At 59.4% G+C, this 12,887-nt stretch carries 17 protein-coding genes; 8 read left to right on the top strand and 9 right to left on the bottom strand.

The window, feature by feature from the left end:
• Positions 1 to 42: 42 nt before the first annotated feature.
• From hisD to ACTH3D_RS10260, 9 genes are all read right to left on the bottom strand, one after another.
• Complete coding sequence (hisD, locus tag ACTH3D_RS10300; RefSeq protein WP_441666991.1) at positions 43 to 1,353, bottom strand: histidinol dehydrogenase; 1,311 nt, start codon at positions 1,351 to 1,353, stop codon at positions 43 to 45.
• 111 nt (positions 1,354 to 1,464) lie between these two features.
• Positions 1,465 to 2,109, bottom strand: a complete 645-nt coding sequence (gene hisG, locus ACTH3D_RS10295) for an ATP phosphoribosyltransferase (RefSeq protein WP_441666990.1) — start codon at positions 2,107 to 2,109, stop codon at positions 1,465 to 1,467.
• Between the two features lie 21 nt (positions 2,110 to 2,130).
• Positions 2,131 to 3,393: a UDP-N-acetylglucosamine 1-carboxyvinyltransferase gene (murA, locus tag ACTH3D_RS10290; protein ID WP_441666989.1), complete on the bottom strand. Its 1,263-nt coding sequence runs from the start codon at positions 3,391 to 3,393 to the stop codon at positions 2,131 to 2,133.
• 9 nt (positions 3,394 to 3,402) lie between these two features.
• The gene (locus ACTH3D_RS10285) at positions 3,403 to 3,672 is read right to left on the bottom strand and encodes a BolA family protein (RefSeq protein WP_441666988.1); all 270 of its coding nucleotides are present in this window, start codon (positions 3,670 to 3,672) and stop codon (positions 3,403 to 3,405) included.
• 121 nt (positions 3,673 to 3,793) lie between these two features.
• Positions 3,794 to 4,135, bottom strand: coding sequence for an STAS domain-containing protein (locus tag ACTH3D_RS10280; protein WP_441666987.1), 342 nt, complete (start codon positions 4,133 to 4,135; stop codon positions 3,794 to 3,796).
• Positions 4,132 to 4,788 (bottom strand): MlaC/ttg2D family ABC transporter substrate-binding protein, encoded by a 657-nt coding sequence (locus ACTH3D_RS10275; RefSeq protein WP_441666986.1) that lies wholly within the window; start codon positions 4,786 to 4,788, stop codon positions 4,132 to 4,134. Before ACTH3D_RS10275 ends, ACTH3D_RS10280 begins: the two co-directional genes overlap by 4 nt.
• Positions 4,789 to 4,793: 5 nt before the next feature.
• Positions 4,794 to 5,258 carry an outer membrane lipid asymmetry maintenance protein MlaD gene (mlaD, locus tag ACTH3D_RS10270; RefSeq protein ID WP_441666985.1) on the bottom strand — a complete coding sequence of 155 codons (465 nt, stop codon included), beginning with the start codon at positions 5,256 to 5,258 and terminating at the stop codon, positions 4,794 to 4,796.
• A 16-nt stretch (positions 5,259 to 5,274) separates the two neighbouring features.
• Positions 5,275 to 6,057, bottom strand: a complete 783-nt coding sequence (gene mlaE, locus ACTH3D_RS10265; RefSeq protein WP_441666984.1) for a lipid asymmetry maintenance ABC transporter permease subunit MlaE — start codon at positions 6,055 to 6,057, stop codon at positions 5,275 to 5,277.
• A complete protein-coding gene (locus tag ACTH3D_RS10260) occupies positions 6,054 to 6,866 on the bottom strand; it encodes an ATP-binding cassette domain-containing protein (RefSeq protein WP_441666983.1) in 813 nt (270 codons plus the stop codon). The genes mlaE and ACTH3D_RS10260 overlap by 4 nt, the downstream gene beginning before the upstream one ends.
• A gap of 157 nt (positions 6,867 to 7,023) precedes the next feature.
• On the opposite strand from ACTH3D_RS10260, the gene ACTH3D_RS10255 reads away from it, so the two are divergent.
• The 8 genes from ACTH3D_RS10255 to ACTH3D_RS10220 all read left to right on the top strand — a co-directional run bounded on the left by ACTH3D_RS10255 (position 7,024) and on the right by ACTH3D_RS10220 (position 12,852).
• The gene (locus ACTH3D_RS10255) at positions 7,024 to 7,989 is read left to right on the top strand and encodes a KpsF/GutQ family sugar-phosphate isomerase (protein ID WP_441666982.1); all 966 of its coding nucleotides are present in this window, start codon (positions 7,024 to 7,026) and stop codon (positions 7,987 to 7,989) included.
• A 30-nt stretch (positions 7,990 to 8,019) separates the two neighbouring features.
• Positions 8,020 to 8,577, top strand: a complete 558-nt coding sequence (locus tag ACTH3D_RS10250; protein ID WP_441666981.1) for a KdsC family phosphatase — start codon at positions 8,020 to 8,022, stop codon at positions 8,575 to 8,577.
• Complete coding sequence (gene lptC / locus ACTH3D_RS10245) at positions 8,577 to 9,164, top strand: LPS export ABC transporter periplasmic protein LptC (RefSeq protein WP_441666980.1); 588 nt, start codon at positions 8,577 to 8,579, stop codon at positions 9,162 to 9,164. Before ACTH3D_RS10250 ends, lptC begins: the two co-directional genes overlap by 1 nt.
• Entirely contained in the window at positions 9,161 to 9,688 is a 528-nt protein-coding gene (gene lptA, locus ACTH3D_RS10240; RefSeq protein ID WP_441666979.1) for a lipopolysaccharide transport periplasmic protein LptA, read from the top strand. Before lptC ends, lptA begins: the two co-directional genes overlap by 4 nt.
• A complete protein-coding gene (gene lptB, locus ACTH3D_RS10235; protein ID WP_441666978.1) occupies positions 9,685 to 10,410 on the top strand; it encodes an LPS export ABC transporter ATP-binding protein in 726 nt (241 codons plus the stop codon). Before lptA ends, lptB begins: the two co-directional genes overlap by 4 nt.
• Positions 10,411 to 10,540: 130 nt before the next feature.
• Positions 10,541 to 11,959, top strand: a complete 1,419-nt coding sequence (locus ACTH3D_RS10230; RefSeq protein WP_441666977.1) for an RNA polymerase factor sigma-54 — start codon at positions 10,541 to 10,543, stop codon at positions 11,957 to 11,959.
• A 98-nt stretch (positions 11,960 to 12,057) separates the two neighbouring features.
• Positions 12,058 to 12,369, top strand: coding sequence for a ribosome hibernation-promoting factor, HPF/YfiA family (hpf, locus tag ACTH3D_RS10225; protein ID WP_441666976.1), 312 nt, complete (start codon positions 12,058 to 12,060; stop codon positions 12,367 to 12,369).
• 6 nt (positions 12,370 to 12,375) lie between these two features.
• The gene (locus ACTH3D_RS10220) at positions 12,376 to 12,852 is read left to right on the top strand and encodes a PTS sugar transporter subunit IIA (protein WP_441666975.1); all 477 of its coding nucleotides are present in this window, start codon (positions 12,376 to 12,378) and stop codon (positions 12,850 to 12,852) included.
• Positions 12,853 to 12,887 lie beyond the last annotated feature (35 nt).

Below are 12,887 nucleotides of genomic sequence, written 5' to 3'. Positions count from 1 at the left end.
AAAATCCAATAAACACAACCGCATATACTGAACGCAGGCTGCCTAGTCGCGGATGCGCAACTCTGCGCTGCGGGCGTGGGCGGTGAGGGATTCGCCACGCGCCAGTACCGAGGCGGTTTTGCCCAGGGTGGAGGCGCCTTCGGGGCTGCAGTGGATGATGGAGGAGCGTTTCTGGAAGTCGTAGACGCCCAGCGGTGAGGAGAAGCGCGCGGTGCCGGAGGTGGGCAGCACGTGGTTGGGGCCCGCGCAGTAGTCGCCGAGTGCTTCGGCGGTGTGGCGGCCGAGGAAGATGGCACCGGCATGGCGTACGCTGGGCAGCCAGCTTTCAGGCTCGGCGACGGACAGTTCCAGGTGCTCGGGGGCGATGCGGTTGATCAGTTCGATGGCTTCGTCACGGTTGCGGCAGTGAATCAGTGCGCCGCGCTCGGCCAGCGAGGTGCGCGCGATGTCTTCACGCTCAAGGGTCGGCAGCTGATGGGCCATGGCCTCGGCCACGGTATCCAGGTGCGCGCTATCCCAACTGACAAAAATGGCCTGGGCGTCTTCGTCGTGCTCGGCCTGGGAGAACAGATCCATGGCCAGCCATTCAGGATCGGTCCCGCCGTCGGACACCACCAGGATCTCAGACGGCCCGGCGATCATGTCGATGCCGACCTGGCCAAATACGGCGCGCTTGGCGGTGGCCACGTAGATGTTACCGGGGCCGACGATCTTATCGACACGTGGCACCGTTTCAGTACCGTAGGCCAGTGCCGCCACTGCCTGGGCACCGCCGATGGTAAATACCTGGTCGACACCGGCCAGGTGGGCCGCCGCCAGTACCAGCTCGTTGAGCACGCCGTCGGGCGTGGGGACCACCATGATGATTTCACCCACACCAGCCACCTTGGCGGGAATGGCATTCATCAGCACCGATGACGGATAAGCTGCTTTGCCGCCGGGCACATAAATACCGGCCCGATCCAGCGGGGTGACCTTCTGGCCGAGCACATTGCCGTCGGCTTCGGTGTACTGCCAGGAGCCGGTTTTCTGGTGTTCGTGGTAGCTGCGCACCCGTTCGGCAGCAGTGGACAGTGCCTGGCGCTGCTCGTCGGGCAGGCCGTCAAAGGCTTGCTTGAGGCGCTCGGGCGTCAAGGTCAGTTCGGCCATGCTGGTGGCTGTCAGCCGGTCGAAGCGGTTGCTGTACTCCACCAGGGCGCTGTCGCCGCGCTGGCGAACCGCGGCAATCATATCGTCTACACGCTGTGCCAGGTCGGCGTTAGACACGCCCTCCCAGGCCAGCAGTGCATCAAGACGTACGTTGAAGTCAGGGTCTGCGGTGGTCAGCCGCGCTATCTTCATCGGGGTTGCCATGGTGCCAGTACTCGCTGTTTAGTATGTGTCTTCAGTTTTGATGCTAGCCGATACACCCGCTGCCGCTGCGCGGCAGTCTCGCGGCCTGAAGGCCGCTTCTATAACCCTGGGTCAGGCAGCGCGGCGGCGCGCGACGGCGGCGCGCAGGCCTTCCAGCAGCGGTTTGATGCGCTCGTGCTTCATGGTCATGGCGGCCTGGTTGACTACCAGCCGAGTACTGATGTCTGCAATCAGTTCGCGCGGCTCCATACCGTTGGCGCGCAGGGTGTTACCGGTATCGACAATGTCGACGATTTCATCGGCCAGGTTCATCATCGGAGCCAGTTCCATGGCGCCATACAACTTGATGACTTCGGCCTGGATGCCCTGGGCAGCGTAGTAGCGACGCGCCACGTTGACAAACTTGGTGGCCACTCGCAGTCGCGCCCGAGCCGGCTCAGCGCCCTGAATACCGGCAGTCATCAGCCGACAGCGGGCAATTTCCAGATCGATAGGTTCGTATAGCCCCTCGGCACCGTGCTCAAGCAGCACATCCTTGCCGGCGATGCCGACATCTGCCGCACCCAGTTGTACATAGGTGGGCACATCGGTGGCGCGAATCACCACCAGCTTGACTTCAGGAACGTTGGTATCGAACAGGAGCTTGCGACTGGCTTTCAAGTCCTCAGTGGGAGAAATGCCGGCTTCGGCCAGCAGCGGCAGCGTCTCGTCGAGTATGCGACCCTTGGAGAGGGCCAGAATCAGTTGCTTGCTCATGATTTTGCCTGTCGCTATGGATTAGCCTGGAATACGCCGTATCTTCGCGCCCAGCAGCTGCAGTTTTTCCTCGATACACTCGTAACCGCGGTCAATATGGTAGATGCGGTCTACCAGGGTATCGCCCTCAGCCATCATGGCGGCGATCACTAGCGACGCCGAGGCACGCAGGTCGGTGGCCATGACCGGCGCGCCGGATAGAGTATCAACGCCGGTAATCACGGCGGTGTTACCTTCCAGTACGATGTCTGCGCCCATGCGGTTGAGTTCCTGCACATGCATGAAGCGGTTCTCGAAAATCGTCTCGACAACCCGGGATGTGCCTTCGGCTACCGCATTCATGGCCACAAACTGGGCCTGCATGTCAGTGGGAAACGCTGGATAAGGTGCGGTGCGGATACTGACCGCCTTGGGGCGCTTGCCATGCATGTCCAGCTCGATCCAGCCGTCACCGCTGGTAATGGTGGCGCCTGCCTCTTCCAGCTTAGCTAGCACGGCATCCAGGATATCGGCACGGGTGTTGCGCACACGCACTTTGCCCCGCGACAGCGCAGCGGCCACCAGAAAGGTACCGGTCTCGATGCGGTCGGGCATCACGTCATGCTCAGCACCATGCAGCCGCTCGACGCCCTCGATGGTGATGGTATCGGTGCCATGGCCGCTGATCTTGGCGCCCATCTTGATCAGGCACTCGGCCAGATCGACGATTTCTGGCTCCTTGGCGGCGTTTTCAAGCACTGTGGTGCCGTCGGCCAGGGTGGCGGCCATCAGCAGGTTTTCGGTGCCGGTAACGGTAACCACATCGAAAAAGATAGTCGCACCCTTGAGTCGGCCATTCACCTTGGCGCGAATATAGCCGCCTTCAACTTCAATCTCGGCGCCCATGGCCTCCAGGCCGCGCAAGTGGAGATCCACCGGGCGCGAGCCAATGGCACAGCCGCCGGGCAGAGAGACATCGGCATGACCGAAATGGGCCAGCAGCGGTCCCAGCACGAGGATAGAGGCGCGCATCTTCTTGACCAGCTCGTAGGGCGCGTGGCAGCTGGTGACCTGGGACCCATCCAGCTGGATACTCATGCGGTCGCCCATCACCGGCTGCAATCCCATGTGGCCCAGCAGCTCCAGTGTGGTGGTGATGTCCTGCAGATGTGGCAGATTGCCGATGGTCACCGGCCCTTCCGAGAGCAGCGTGGCGCACAGAATCGGCAATGCCGCGTTTTTTGCACCACTGACCCAGACCTCTCCATCAACTGGGCCGTTTCCGGTAATCAGCAACTTATCCATGGGCACGCCTCATGCTCCTGCATTTTTGGGAGCATCGTTCTCTGGAGCATCCTGCCATTTCTGCGGGGTGTAAGTGCGCACAGTAATAGCGTGCAGTGCTCCTGAGGCTATTTCATCAGACAGCGCACCAAGGATCAGTTGCTGGCTCTTGACTCGCGACAGGCCTTCAAAAACGTCACCGATAGCGACGACCTGAAAGTCACAGCCTTCACCTTTAATATGAAACTCACAGCCTTCAATACGGCTTTCAAGCAGCGCCTTGACGTCAGTCGGTTGCATCGGACCCTCACTTGTCATTAGGAAACCATGGCTCGCCACTGGGCGCTGTGGCCCAATGACGGCAAGAATTGGAGAGGTATAGTAAAGAAAAGCGCCGCACTTGGCGATGCCGGGAGCAGCTTCAGTTGGTAGCCGCCGCCGTCAAGGCTGGCAGCTGGGTGTCTAGGCCGGCAATTTCAGCCAGACGGTGAAGTGGTGAAGACAGCTCTACGGACTGGACTGTCAGGCGTTGCGCCCTGGCCTTGCGCAGCCACTCCAGCATCACGCTGATGGCCGCACTGCTGACGCGATCCACGCCGCTGAGGTCAAGCACGATCGGAGTGCTGGCTGCCTGCTCCGCCAGCCAGGCACAGCCTGCACTGGCCAGCTCTGAGGCGCCGTCAAAATCGACCCCGCCAGTCACCGAAAGCCTGCTGCCCTCGGCTTCAAGGCGGCTTGCACCCGCCTCAAGCAGCAGACTCATGAATTGCCGCCTCGCTCCAGGTCATCGGCATCTAGGTCAGGTGACCAGCCGCTGATCACAGCATCGTAGTTACGGTTTTTCTGGCGCATGGCCTGGTCAAACTGGTTGCGGAACGTTAGTCCCAGATTGATACCGTTGACAATAACGTTGACCACTTTCCACTCGCCGTTGCTGAGCCGCATGGTATAGCTGATCGGGAACACTTTGCCGTCAGTAGCAACAACTTCCATGCCCACGTTGGCCTGATCTTCATAGCGGTCTGCCTGCTGGTTACCCAGCACACGCAGCTCGCGATAGTCGAAAGTCAACAGGCCATTGGCATAGGTGTCGATCAGCGTCTGGCGAAAGACATCAGCAAAGCGCGAGCGCTGCTGAGGCGTAGCATTAGAGAAATAACGCCCCATCACACTGGCACCGATGTAGCGGAAATCTGCCACATTGGCCAGGCTGTTCTCTACCACCTGTTTGAGCTCGTTGGGATGGCTGGCATAGTAATCCTTGCGCCCATCCAACTGACCCATCAGCTGATTGACACTGCTGCGAATAATCTGTTCAGGGTCATTGCTTTGCGCCATTACCGGCAGTGACGACAACAACAGAAGAACGCTCAACAGTGCCGCCTGAATACGGCCCGTTACAGAAGTAAACATCATGATCATCAATCCTCGATTGCTTGGGATATGAACTGCTGGATCAGCTCTTCCAGAACCAGCGCCGACTGGGTATCGCGGATACGGTCTCCATCAGCCAACATGTCCGGCGCGCCACCCACCGACAACCCGATGTACTGCTCACCCAGCAAACCGGATGTCAGAATCGCAGCGGTGGTGTCTTCAGGCAATCTGTTTTCAAGCTCACCGTTCAAGCGCAGGATCACTCTGGCATCGAACCAGTCGGCGTCCAGGGTGATGCTGTCAACACGACCCACGGTAACGCCGGCCATAGTGACTCGCGAACGTGGCTTGAGCCCACCGGTGTTGCCAAAGTTGGCTTCCAGCTGAAAAGTATTCTGGGGCGCCTCCAGGCTAAGCCCGCTGACCCGGAGGCCGAGAAACACCAGCCCCAGGACGCCAGCCAGCATGAACAGGCCAACGCCCAACTCCATCAACTTGCTGCGTTTCATTGTATGTCTCCGAACATCAGGCAAAGTTTCCGAACATTACCGCGGTAAGAATAAAGTCAAAGCCCAGCACCGCTAGCGACGAATACACCACAGTGCGTGTGGTGGCCCGCGATATGCCCTCGGATGTGGGAATCAACGCATAGCCCTGGTAGACCGCAATCCAGGTAACGACCAGAGCGAACACCAGACTTTTGACCAGCCCGTTGCCCACATCATCAATAAAACTCACGCTGGCCTGCATATTGCCCCAGTAAGAGCCTTCAAATACGCCCAGCCAGTCAACGCCAACCAGTTGCCCACCCCAGATACCGACAACACTGAAGCCAATGGTCAGCAGCGGCAAGGAGACAAAGCCCGCCCACAGCCGCGGTGCCACCACACGTCGCAGGGGATCAACGCCAATCATTTCCATACTGGACAGCTGTTCTGTAGCTTTCATCAGGCCAATTTCAGCCGTCAGAGCCGAGCCGGCGCGACCGGCAAACAGTAACGCCGCCACAACAGGTGCCAGCTCGCGCAGCAGCGACAGCGCGACCATCTGCCCTAGGGCATCAGCCGCGCCGAAGTCGACCAGGATGGTATAGCCCTGCAGGGCCAGCACCATACCGATAAACAGCCCTGACACCAGCACGATCGCCAGCGACATCACGCCCACAAAGTGCATCTGACGCAGCCACAGGCGAAGTCCTTCACGGCTAGGCCAGCCAATGGCTGACTGAACCAGAAAAATACCGGCCTGCCCCAGCGCTTCGATGCTATCAAGGGTGCTGCGCCCGAGTCGTATTACCCAGCCGATCATCGTGTGTCCTCCGCGCCCATCAGGTCAGCGGCGTAATCGGCTGCCGGATAGTGGAACGGCACCGGGCCGTCCGGCTCACCGTGAATGAACTGGCGAACTCTCGGGTTATCTTCGCTGTTGAGCGCTTCGGGCGTGCCCTGCCCCATGACCACGCCGTCGGCAATGACGTATACATAGTCGGCAATCGACAGCGCTTCCTTGATGTCATGAGATACCACAATGGCCGTCAGCCCCAGCGCCATGTTGATGCGCTTGATCAGCTGGACCAGCACGCCCATGGAGACGGGGTCCTGCCCGACGAAAGGCTCGTCATACATGATTAGCTCTGGGTCCAGGGCGATAGCCCGGGCTAGCGCCACGCGCCGCGCCATACCACCGGACAGCTCCGACGGCATCAGCGAACGCGCCCCACGCAGCCCTACGGCCTCGAGTTTCATCAGCACCAGATCACGCACCATGGACTCGGGCAGGTTGGTATGCACGCGCAGCGGAAATGCCACGTTCTCGAAAACACTGAGATCAGAGAACAGTGCTCCGCTCTGGAACAGCATGCCCATGCGGCGGCGCAGCTGAAACAGTGAGCGACGGGACAGCGCATTGACATCATGGCCATCAATGACAATGCGACCGGCATCCGGGGTCAGCTGCCCGCCAATCAGTTTGAGCAGCGTGGTTTTGCCTGTGCCGCTGGGACCCATGATTGCGGTAATGGCCCCCTTGGGGATCGACATGCTCATGCCACGAAAGATTTCGGATTCACCCCGGGAAAAGTGCAATCCCTCAATCTCGACAAAAGGCTTTTCACTCATCCATTCAGCCTCTGGAAATAATTATCGAACATCGTATCCTAATCCCCCTGACCGGCGCCAGCATTGTCAACTTGCACACACCTCAACCACGGGTTTCAATAATGGGTCATATGTTTCGGTGTTTCTTTGTGCAATGACCAATGTCTCGCAACCTATCATGTCGGACCTCCACGCAAGTGCCACGCGCACGCTCAAGTTGGAGTCGCAGGCCATCGCGGCGCTGGTGGAACAACTCGATGACAACTTTGACCACGCCTGCACACTGATGCTGGCCTGCCGTGGACGCGTTGTTGTTACCGGCATGGGCAAGTCCGGTCATATTGCCGGAAAAGTGGCCGCTACCCTAGCCAGCACCGGAACGCCTGCGTTCTTTGTTCACCCGGGAGAAGCCAGCCACGGTGACCTGGGCATGGTCACCCGGGGCGATGTGGTGCTGGCGCTGTCCAACTCTGGCGAAACCGGTGAAGTCACAGCGCTTTTGCCACTACTTAAACGCATCGGTACGCCGCTGGTGAGTATGACGGGGCGGCCAGGTTCTACGCTGGCGCGCCATGCTGATGCCCATATCAACGTGGCGGTGGAGCGTGAGGCCTGCCCACTGGATCTGGCGCCAACCTCTTCAACCACCGCAGCGCTGGCCATGGGCGACGCCCTGGCCGTCGCCTTGCTTGAAGCCCGCGGTTTCACCGCCGAGGACTTTGCCCTGTCTCACCCAGGGGGCAGCTTAGGCAAGCGCCTGCTGCTGCGGGTGTCAGACTTGATGCATCGTGGTAAACGTCTGCCCCAAGTTGCGCTGGGCAGCCCTTTGCGCGATGCGCTGATCGAGATCACCCGCCAGGGGCTGGGCTTCACTTGTGTCATATCACCCGATGGTACCCTTGCGGGGGTCTACACCGATGGCGATCTGCGTCGTACCCTGGACCAGCACACCGACCTGTCAGAACTGTGCGTCGATGACGTCATGACCACGCCGGGCCTGCGGGTCGCTCCCGAGACTCTGGCTGCCGAGGCTGTGCGTATCATGGAAGACAACCGCATCACAGCACTGGCCGTTGTCGACAGGAACCAGCGCCCGGTGGGTGCACTTCATATGCATGACCTGCTCAGCAGCGGCGTCATCTGAGCCTGACTCCCCATGCCCCAAGGACACACCATGAGCCAAGAGCCCCACTCCCTGACTCCACAACTGCTTGAACACCTGAGCACTGTCCGCTTGCTGGCCCTGGATGTTGACGGTGTGCTCAGCGATGGTCAGTTGTACTTCGATAGCAACGGCACTGAAATCAAGTCATTTCACGTGCTAGATGGCCACGGGCTCAAGCTGGCCAAGCGTTTTGGTATTGAGGTGGCGTTAATCACCGGCCGCACATCACCGATGGTGGCTCAGCGTGCGGCATCTTTGGGCATTACCCACCTTTTCCAGGGGGTCGAGAACAAGCTTCCGGTGCTACGCGAACTGTGCCAGCAGCTAGATATCAGTCTTGACGAGGTCGCTTACTGCGGCGACGACCTGCCTGATCTAGCGGCAATCCACCACAGCGGTATTGGTATCAGCGTTCCCAATGCGCCGCCCTACATCCAGCAACATGCCAACTGGGTGACAACATGTGCCGGCGGCCGGGGCGCGGCACGTGAAATCTGCGACGCCCTGCTGCGCGCCCAGGGCCACTGGGATGCGCTGATCGAAAGCTATCTTCAGGCGCCGCACTGATGGCCGGGCGCATACCTCGCCCGGGGTTCCGCATCTGGCTGGTGCTGCTTATTGTGGTGCTCGGCGGCATACTGACCTACCTCGACCCCCGCGACAGCATACTTCCCAGCCCGATACCCGATGGCAGCGATGATGTGCCAGACTATATAATACAGGGCGCTTATCTGACCCGCTTTGATGAAAACGGGCAACCATATCAGCGCGTCGAATCGCCCCGTGTCGTGCACACACCAGACGACATCACCCGGCTCGAGCGCCCAGTGATACACTTGATCGACGAGGATCAACGCCGCTGGGTGGCCTCGGCTCTCAACGGCAAGCTGGCAAATAAAGAAGACCTACTGACACTTGAAGGGCAAGCACGACTCTATGCGCCCGAAGAGCGTTGGCAACTCGATACCCACACGCTGCATTATGACGGCAACACCGGCCACGCTTGGAGTGATGACTACTCCGCCCTGCGTCAGCCACCCCAGCGCATGACGGGCTATCGCTTTGATGCCTGGCTCGATGACAACAGCGCCACTCTTACCGATAATGTGCGTGGCTATCACCCCCCCGCTACACCGGAGACTTCAGGGCCATGATTCGATTGACTCCCAGCGCCATGCTGGCCGGGCTTCTGGCCGTGACATTACTATCAGCAAGCGCCCATGCACTCGAGGGCGACGCCAGTGCACCAGTTCAGGTAGAAGCGGACCGCTTTGACCTGGACAACCTGGCCGGCAGCGCCACCTACCAGGGTGATGTGCGCATCCGCCAAGGCAGCATGAAGCTTAACGGCGACCGTGTAGAGCTATACCGCAACGCTGACGGCCAGCTGAGCCGCGCAGTGGCGGTTGGCGACCGCGCCTACATCGAGCAGCAGCCCTCCCCCGAGGAAAAACTCATGAAAGGCTGGGGTAAGCGCATTGTCTACCATGTGGCTGAGCGCCGCGTAGAGCTGATCGATGAGGCGGAGCTGCATCAGGGCAATGACACCTTCGACGGTGGCTTTCTTGAATACTTCCTTGACCGTCGCGTGGTCCAGGCTCGCTCCACGGCTGACGGCGTGAAAGGCAGCCAGCGCGTGCGCATGACGCTGGAACCTGAGCCGCAAGGTGGGCAATGAAAACCCTCCATGCCGAACACCTGGCCAAAAGCTACAAACGCCGACGCGTAGTTCATGACATCAGCCTGCACATCAAACAGGGGCAGATCGTCGGTCTGCTTGGCCCCAACGGGGCGGGCAAGACCACGTCGTTTTACATGATTGTCGGGCTGATAAAGGCAGATGCCGGACGCGTTAGCATTGACGACCGAGACCTGTCCCACGCCGCTATGCACAAGCGTGCACAGGCCGGCATTGGCTACCTGCCCCAGGAAGCCTCGATCTTTCGCAAGCTGTCGGTGGCCGACAACATCCTGGCAATTCTCGAGACACGTAAAACCCTTGATCGCAAGCAGCGCCGCACGATCCTTGAACAGCTGCTGGAAGACTTCAATATCTCGCACATCCGCGACAACATGGGCATGAGCCTGTCTGGCGGCGAGCGGCGGCGAGTCGAAATCGCCCGTGCGCTGGCCACCGAGCCCGCCTTCATCCTGCTCGACGAGCCCTTTGCCGGTGTAGACCCGATTTCCGTCAGCGACATCAAAGGCATCATCCGCCAGCTCAAGGCCCGCAACATCGGTGTACTGATTACCGACCATAACGTGCGAGAAACCTTGGATATTTGTGACAGTGCTTACATCGTCGGTGACGGCCAGATCATTGCCGAAGGCGACACCCAGACCATCCTGGCCAACCAGCGGGTGCGTGATGTCTACCTCGGACAGGATTTCCGCCTGTAGACAGTAAGACATGAAAGGAAAAACAATAATTGGCACGATACTTGCTTTGCTAATTGTTGCACGCACCTTCCGCAGCCTCTAGGGTAGAAGACAACAGTCCTCCTTCTCACTCAATGCGAGCGACGCCAACATGGCAATGAAGCCGACTCTGCAACTCAAGATTGGCACTCAGCTGACCATGACGCCTCAGCTGCAGCAAGCGATTGCTTTGCTGCAGCTTTCCACACTGGATCTGCGCCACGAGATTCAGCAGGCACTCGACAACAACCCGCTGCTTGAACAGGAGGACGGCTTCGGTGAAATCAGCGTTACCGAGCCCGCCGAAGACAGCTGGAATAACGAAATACCCGACCAGCTATGCGTCGACAGCGACTGGTCTGATACCTATCAGGACACTGCCTCCAGCGACTTCAGCAGCAGCGCACAAGCCCCTGATTTCGAGCGCGACACTCAGATACAAGGGCTGAGAGAAAGGTTGGGCTGGCAGTTGACCCTGCAGCAAGATATTGATGCTCGAGAACAGCAGATTGCTGAAAGCCTGATCGACAGCGTCAATTCCGATGGCTACCTGAACCAACCGCTTGAAGATATCTGCGACGGCCTTCGCACTCAGGGGCTGAGCAGCCTGCGTGTCGGTGACGTCGAAGCGGTACTCAAGCGGCTGCAGCAATTTGAGCCGACTGGGGTCATGGCGCGCAACCTCAACGAGTGCCTGACATTGCAGCTCGATGCCTTGCCCCCAGACACGCCGTGGCGCGCCCAGGCCTCCCGTATGGCTCGCCAGTTTCTCGATGCGCTGGCCAGTGGCAATCACAGCCTGCTGATGCGCCGGTTGGGCCTCAACGCGCACGAGCTGGATGAGACCATTGCCCTGTTACGCAGCCTTGATCCGCGCCCCGGCAGCCTCTTTGACTCAGGCAGCGACACTTACGTCATCCCAGACCTGTTGATGCGCCGAGTCGCCCAAGGCTGGCAAGTCGAGCTCAATCCGGAAGCGATACCGCGACTGCGCATCCAGGCTGACTACGCCGCCATGATTCGCCGTGCCGATCGCAGCGCAGACAACCAGTTTCTCAAAGAGCACCTCAGCGAAGCGCAATGGTTGATCAAGAGCTTACACAGTCGCAATGACACCCTGCTCAAGGTCGGGCAGGCCATCATGCATTACCAACAGGATTTTCTTGACCAGGGCGAAGCAGCCATGAAGCCTCTGGTACTGGCGAATATTGCCGAGCAGGTAGAAATGCATGAGTCGACGATTTCGCGGGTTACCACGCAGAAATTCATTCATACGCCACGCGGTGTATTTGAGCTGAAGCATTTCTTTTCTAGCCAGGTAGGCGAAGGCAGCAACAGCCACTCAAGCACGGCCATCCGGGCAAGAATTCGCCAGCTGATCGAAGATGAACCGCCCGGCAAGCCGCTGTCCGACAGCCGTCTGGCCGAGCTGCTGGGTGAAGCAGATATCCTTATTGCCCGACGGACGGTGGCCAAGTATCGTGAGTCTATGAACATCTCTTCCGCAAGCCGACGCAAGCGAATGCGCTGAGTTACAGGAGGCCTTCCTGCTCCGGTTAAAGCAGGGGGTTTGCTGGCCGGAAAAAAGGGTTACAATCAATTCATAACTCAAGTACCAAGGAGCGTGTCATGCAAGTAAACATCACTGGGCACCATGTGGAACTGACTGATCCCCTGCGCGATTACGTACAGGAAAAACTGGCGCGTCTTGAGCGCCATTACGACAACATCACCAATGTGCAGGTTACGTTGTCCGTGGAAAAAGAGCGCCGACACGCAGGCTGCAGACTTCATGCCGCTGGCGCCGAGCTTCACGCCGAGGCCACCGACAATGACATGTACGCGGCCATTGACGCCATGACGGACAAGCTGGATCGTCAGCTAGTCAAGCACAAGGAGAAGGCCCAGGCACGCGCTCAGGGCGCATCTGGCATTCGTTGAGTCAACATGACCCTTGATACCATACTGCCCCCCGAGCGCACGCTGTTTGCAGTGCCCGGGGGAAGCAAAAAACGGGTGCTGGAATTCTTCAGCACTTTTATTGCCCAGAACATACCCAGCCTGGACAGCCAGGAGGTCTTCAGCCGCCTGCTTGGCCGTGAGCGCCTGGGTAGCACTGGCATCGGTCAGGGCGTGGCTATTCCCCATGCCCGCAGCCCGCACTGCAAGGAGCCCATTGCCAGCTTTCTCAAACTGGCTGAGCCCATTGACTTCGATGCCGTAGATGGCGAGCCGGTAGACCTCATCTTCGTGCTACTAGTACCCGAGCAGGCCGATGATGCACACCTCACCCTGCTCGGGCAGGTAGCCGGCATCATGAACGATGCGGCGACCCGCGCCGCTTTGCGTCGCGCTGAGAACCAACCGGAACTGCATCGTCTGCTGACCGATGCCATCCGCCAAGCGTCAGCCCCTTCAGGCTGAACCAGAAGCAGGCATACAGGAGTAGCTCCCCATGC

The organism is Halomonas sp., assembly GCF_052095765.1.
In the GTDB taxonomy this organism is placed as follows: Bacteria; Pseudomonadota; Gammaproteobacteria; order Pseudomonadales; family Halomonadaceae; genus Halomonas.
Note: the sequence above shows the minus strand (reverse complement) of the source record. Positions and strands in the feature narration are given on the sequence as shown.

What these genes read in the sequence shown, in the direction of transcription:
- ACTH3D_RS10255 (WP_441666982.1), top strand. Translation starts at nt 7,024, where the DNA reads ATGTCGGACCTCCACGCAAGTGCCACGCGCACGCTCAAGTTGGAGTCG.
- hisD (WP_441666991.1), bottom strand. Translation starts at nt 1,353, where the DNA reads ATGGCAACCCCGATGAAGATAGCGCGGCTGACCACCGCAGACCCTGAC.
- murA (WP_441666989.1), bottom strand. Translation starts at nt 3,393, where the DNA reads ATGGATAAGTTGCTGATTACCGGAAACGGCCCAGTTGATGGAGAGGTC.
- hpf (WP_441666976.1), top strand. Translation starts at nt 12,058, where the DNA reads ATGCAAGTAAACATCACTGGGCACCATGTGGAACTGACTGATCCCCTG.
- ACTH3D_RS10275 (WP_441666986.1), bottom strand. Translation starts at nt 4,788, where the DNA reads ATGATGTTTACTTCTGTAACGGGCCGTATTCAGGCGGCACTGTTGAGC.
- lptC (WP_441666980.1), top strand. Translation starts at nt 8,577, where the DNA reads ATGGCCGGGCGCATACCTCGCCCGGGGTTCCGCATCTGGCTGGTGCTG.
- mlaD (WP_441666985.1), bottom strand. Translation starts at nt 5,258, where the DNA reads ATGAAACGCAGCAAGTTGATGGAGTTGGGCGTTGGCCTGTTCATGCTG.
- lptB (WP_441666978.1), top strand. Translation starts at nt 9,685, where the DNA reads ATGAAAACCCTCCATGCCGAACACCTGGCCAAAAGCTACAAACGCCGA.
- ACTH3D_RS10220 (WP_441666975.1), top strand. Translation starts at nt 12,376, where the DNA reads ATGACCCTTGATACCATACTGCCCCCCGAGCGCACGCTGTTTGCAGTG.
- ACTH3D_RS10285 (WP_441666988.1), bottom strand. Translation starts at nt 3,672, where the DNA reads ATGCAACCGACTGACGTCAAGGCGCTGCTTGAAAGCCGTATTGAAGGC.
- ACTH3D_RS10280 (WP_441666987.1), bottom strand. Translation starts at nt 4,135, where the DNA reads ATGAGTCTGCTGCTTGAGGCGGGTGCAAGCCGCCTTGAAGCCGAGGGC.
- ACTH3D_RS10250 (WP_441666981.1), top strand. Translation starts at nt 8,020, where the DNA reads ATGAGCCAAGAGCCCCACTCCCTGACTCCACAACTGCTTGAACACCTG.
- lptA (WP_441666979.1), top strand. Translation starts at nt 9,161, where the DNA reads ATGATTCGATTGACTCCCAGCGCCATGCTGGCCGGGCTTCTGGCCGTG.
- mlaE (WP_441666984.1), bottom strand. Translation starts at nt 6,057, where the DNA reads ATGATCGGCTGGGTAATACGACTCGGGCGCAGCACCCTTGATAGCATC.
- hisG (WP_441666990.1), bottom strand. Translation starts at nt 2,109, where the DNA reads ATGAGCAAGCAACTGATTCTGGCCCTCTCCAAGGGTCGCATACTCGAC.
- ACTH3D_RS10260 (WP_441666983.1), bottom strand. Translation starts at nt 6,866, where the DNA reads ATGAGTGAAAAGCCTTTTGTCGAGATTGAGGGATTGCACTTTTCCCGG.
- ACTH3D_RS10230 (WP_441666977.1), top strand. Translation starts at nt 10,541, where the DNA reads ATGGCAATGAAGCCGACTCTGCAACTCAAGATTGGCACTCAGCTGACC.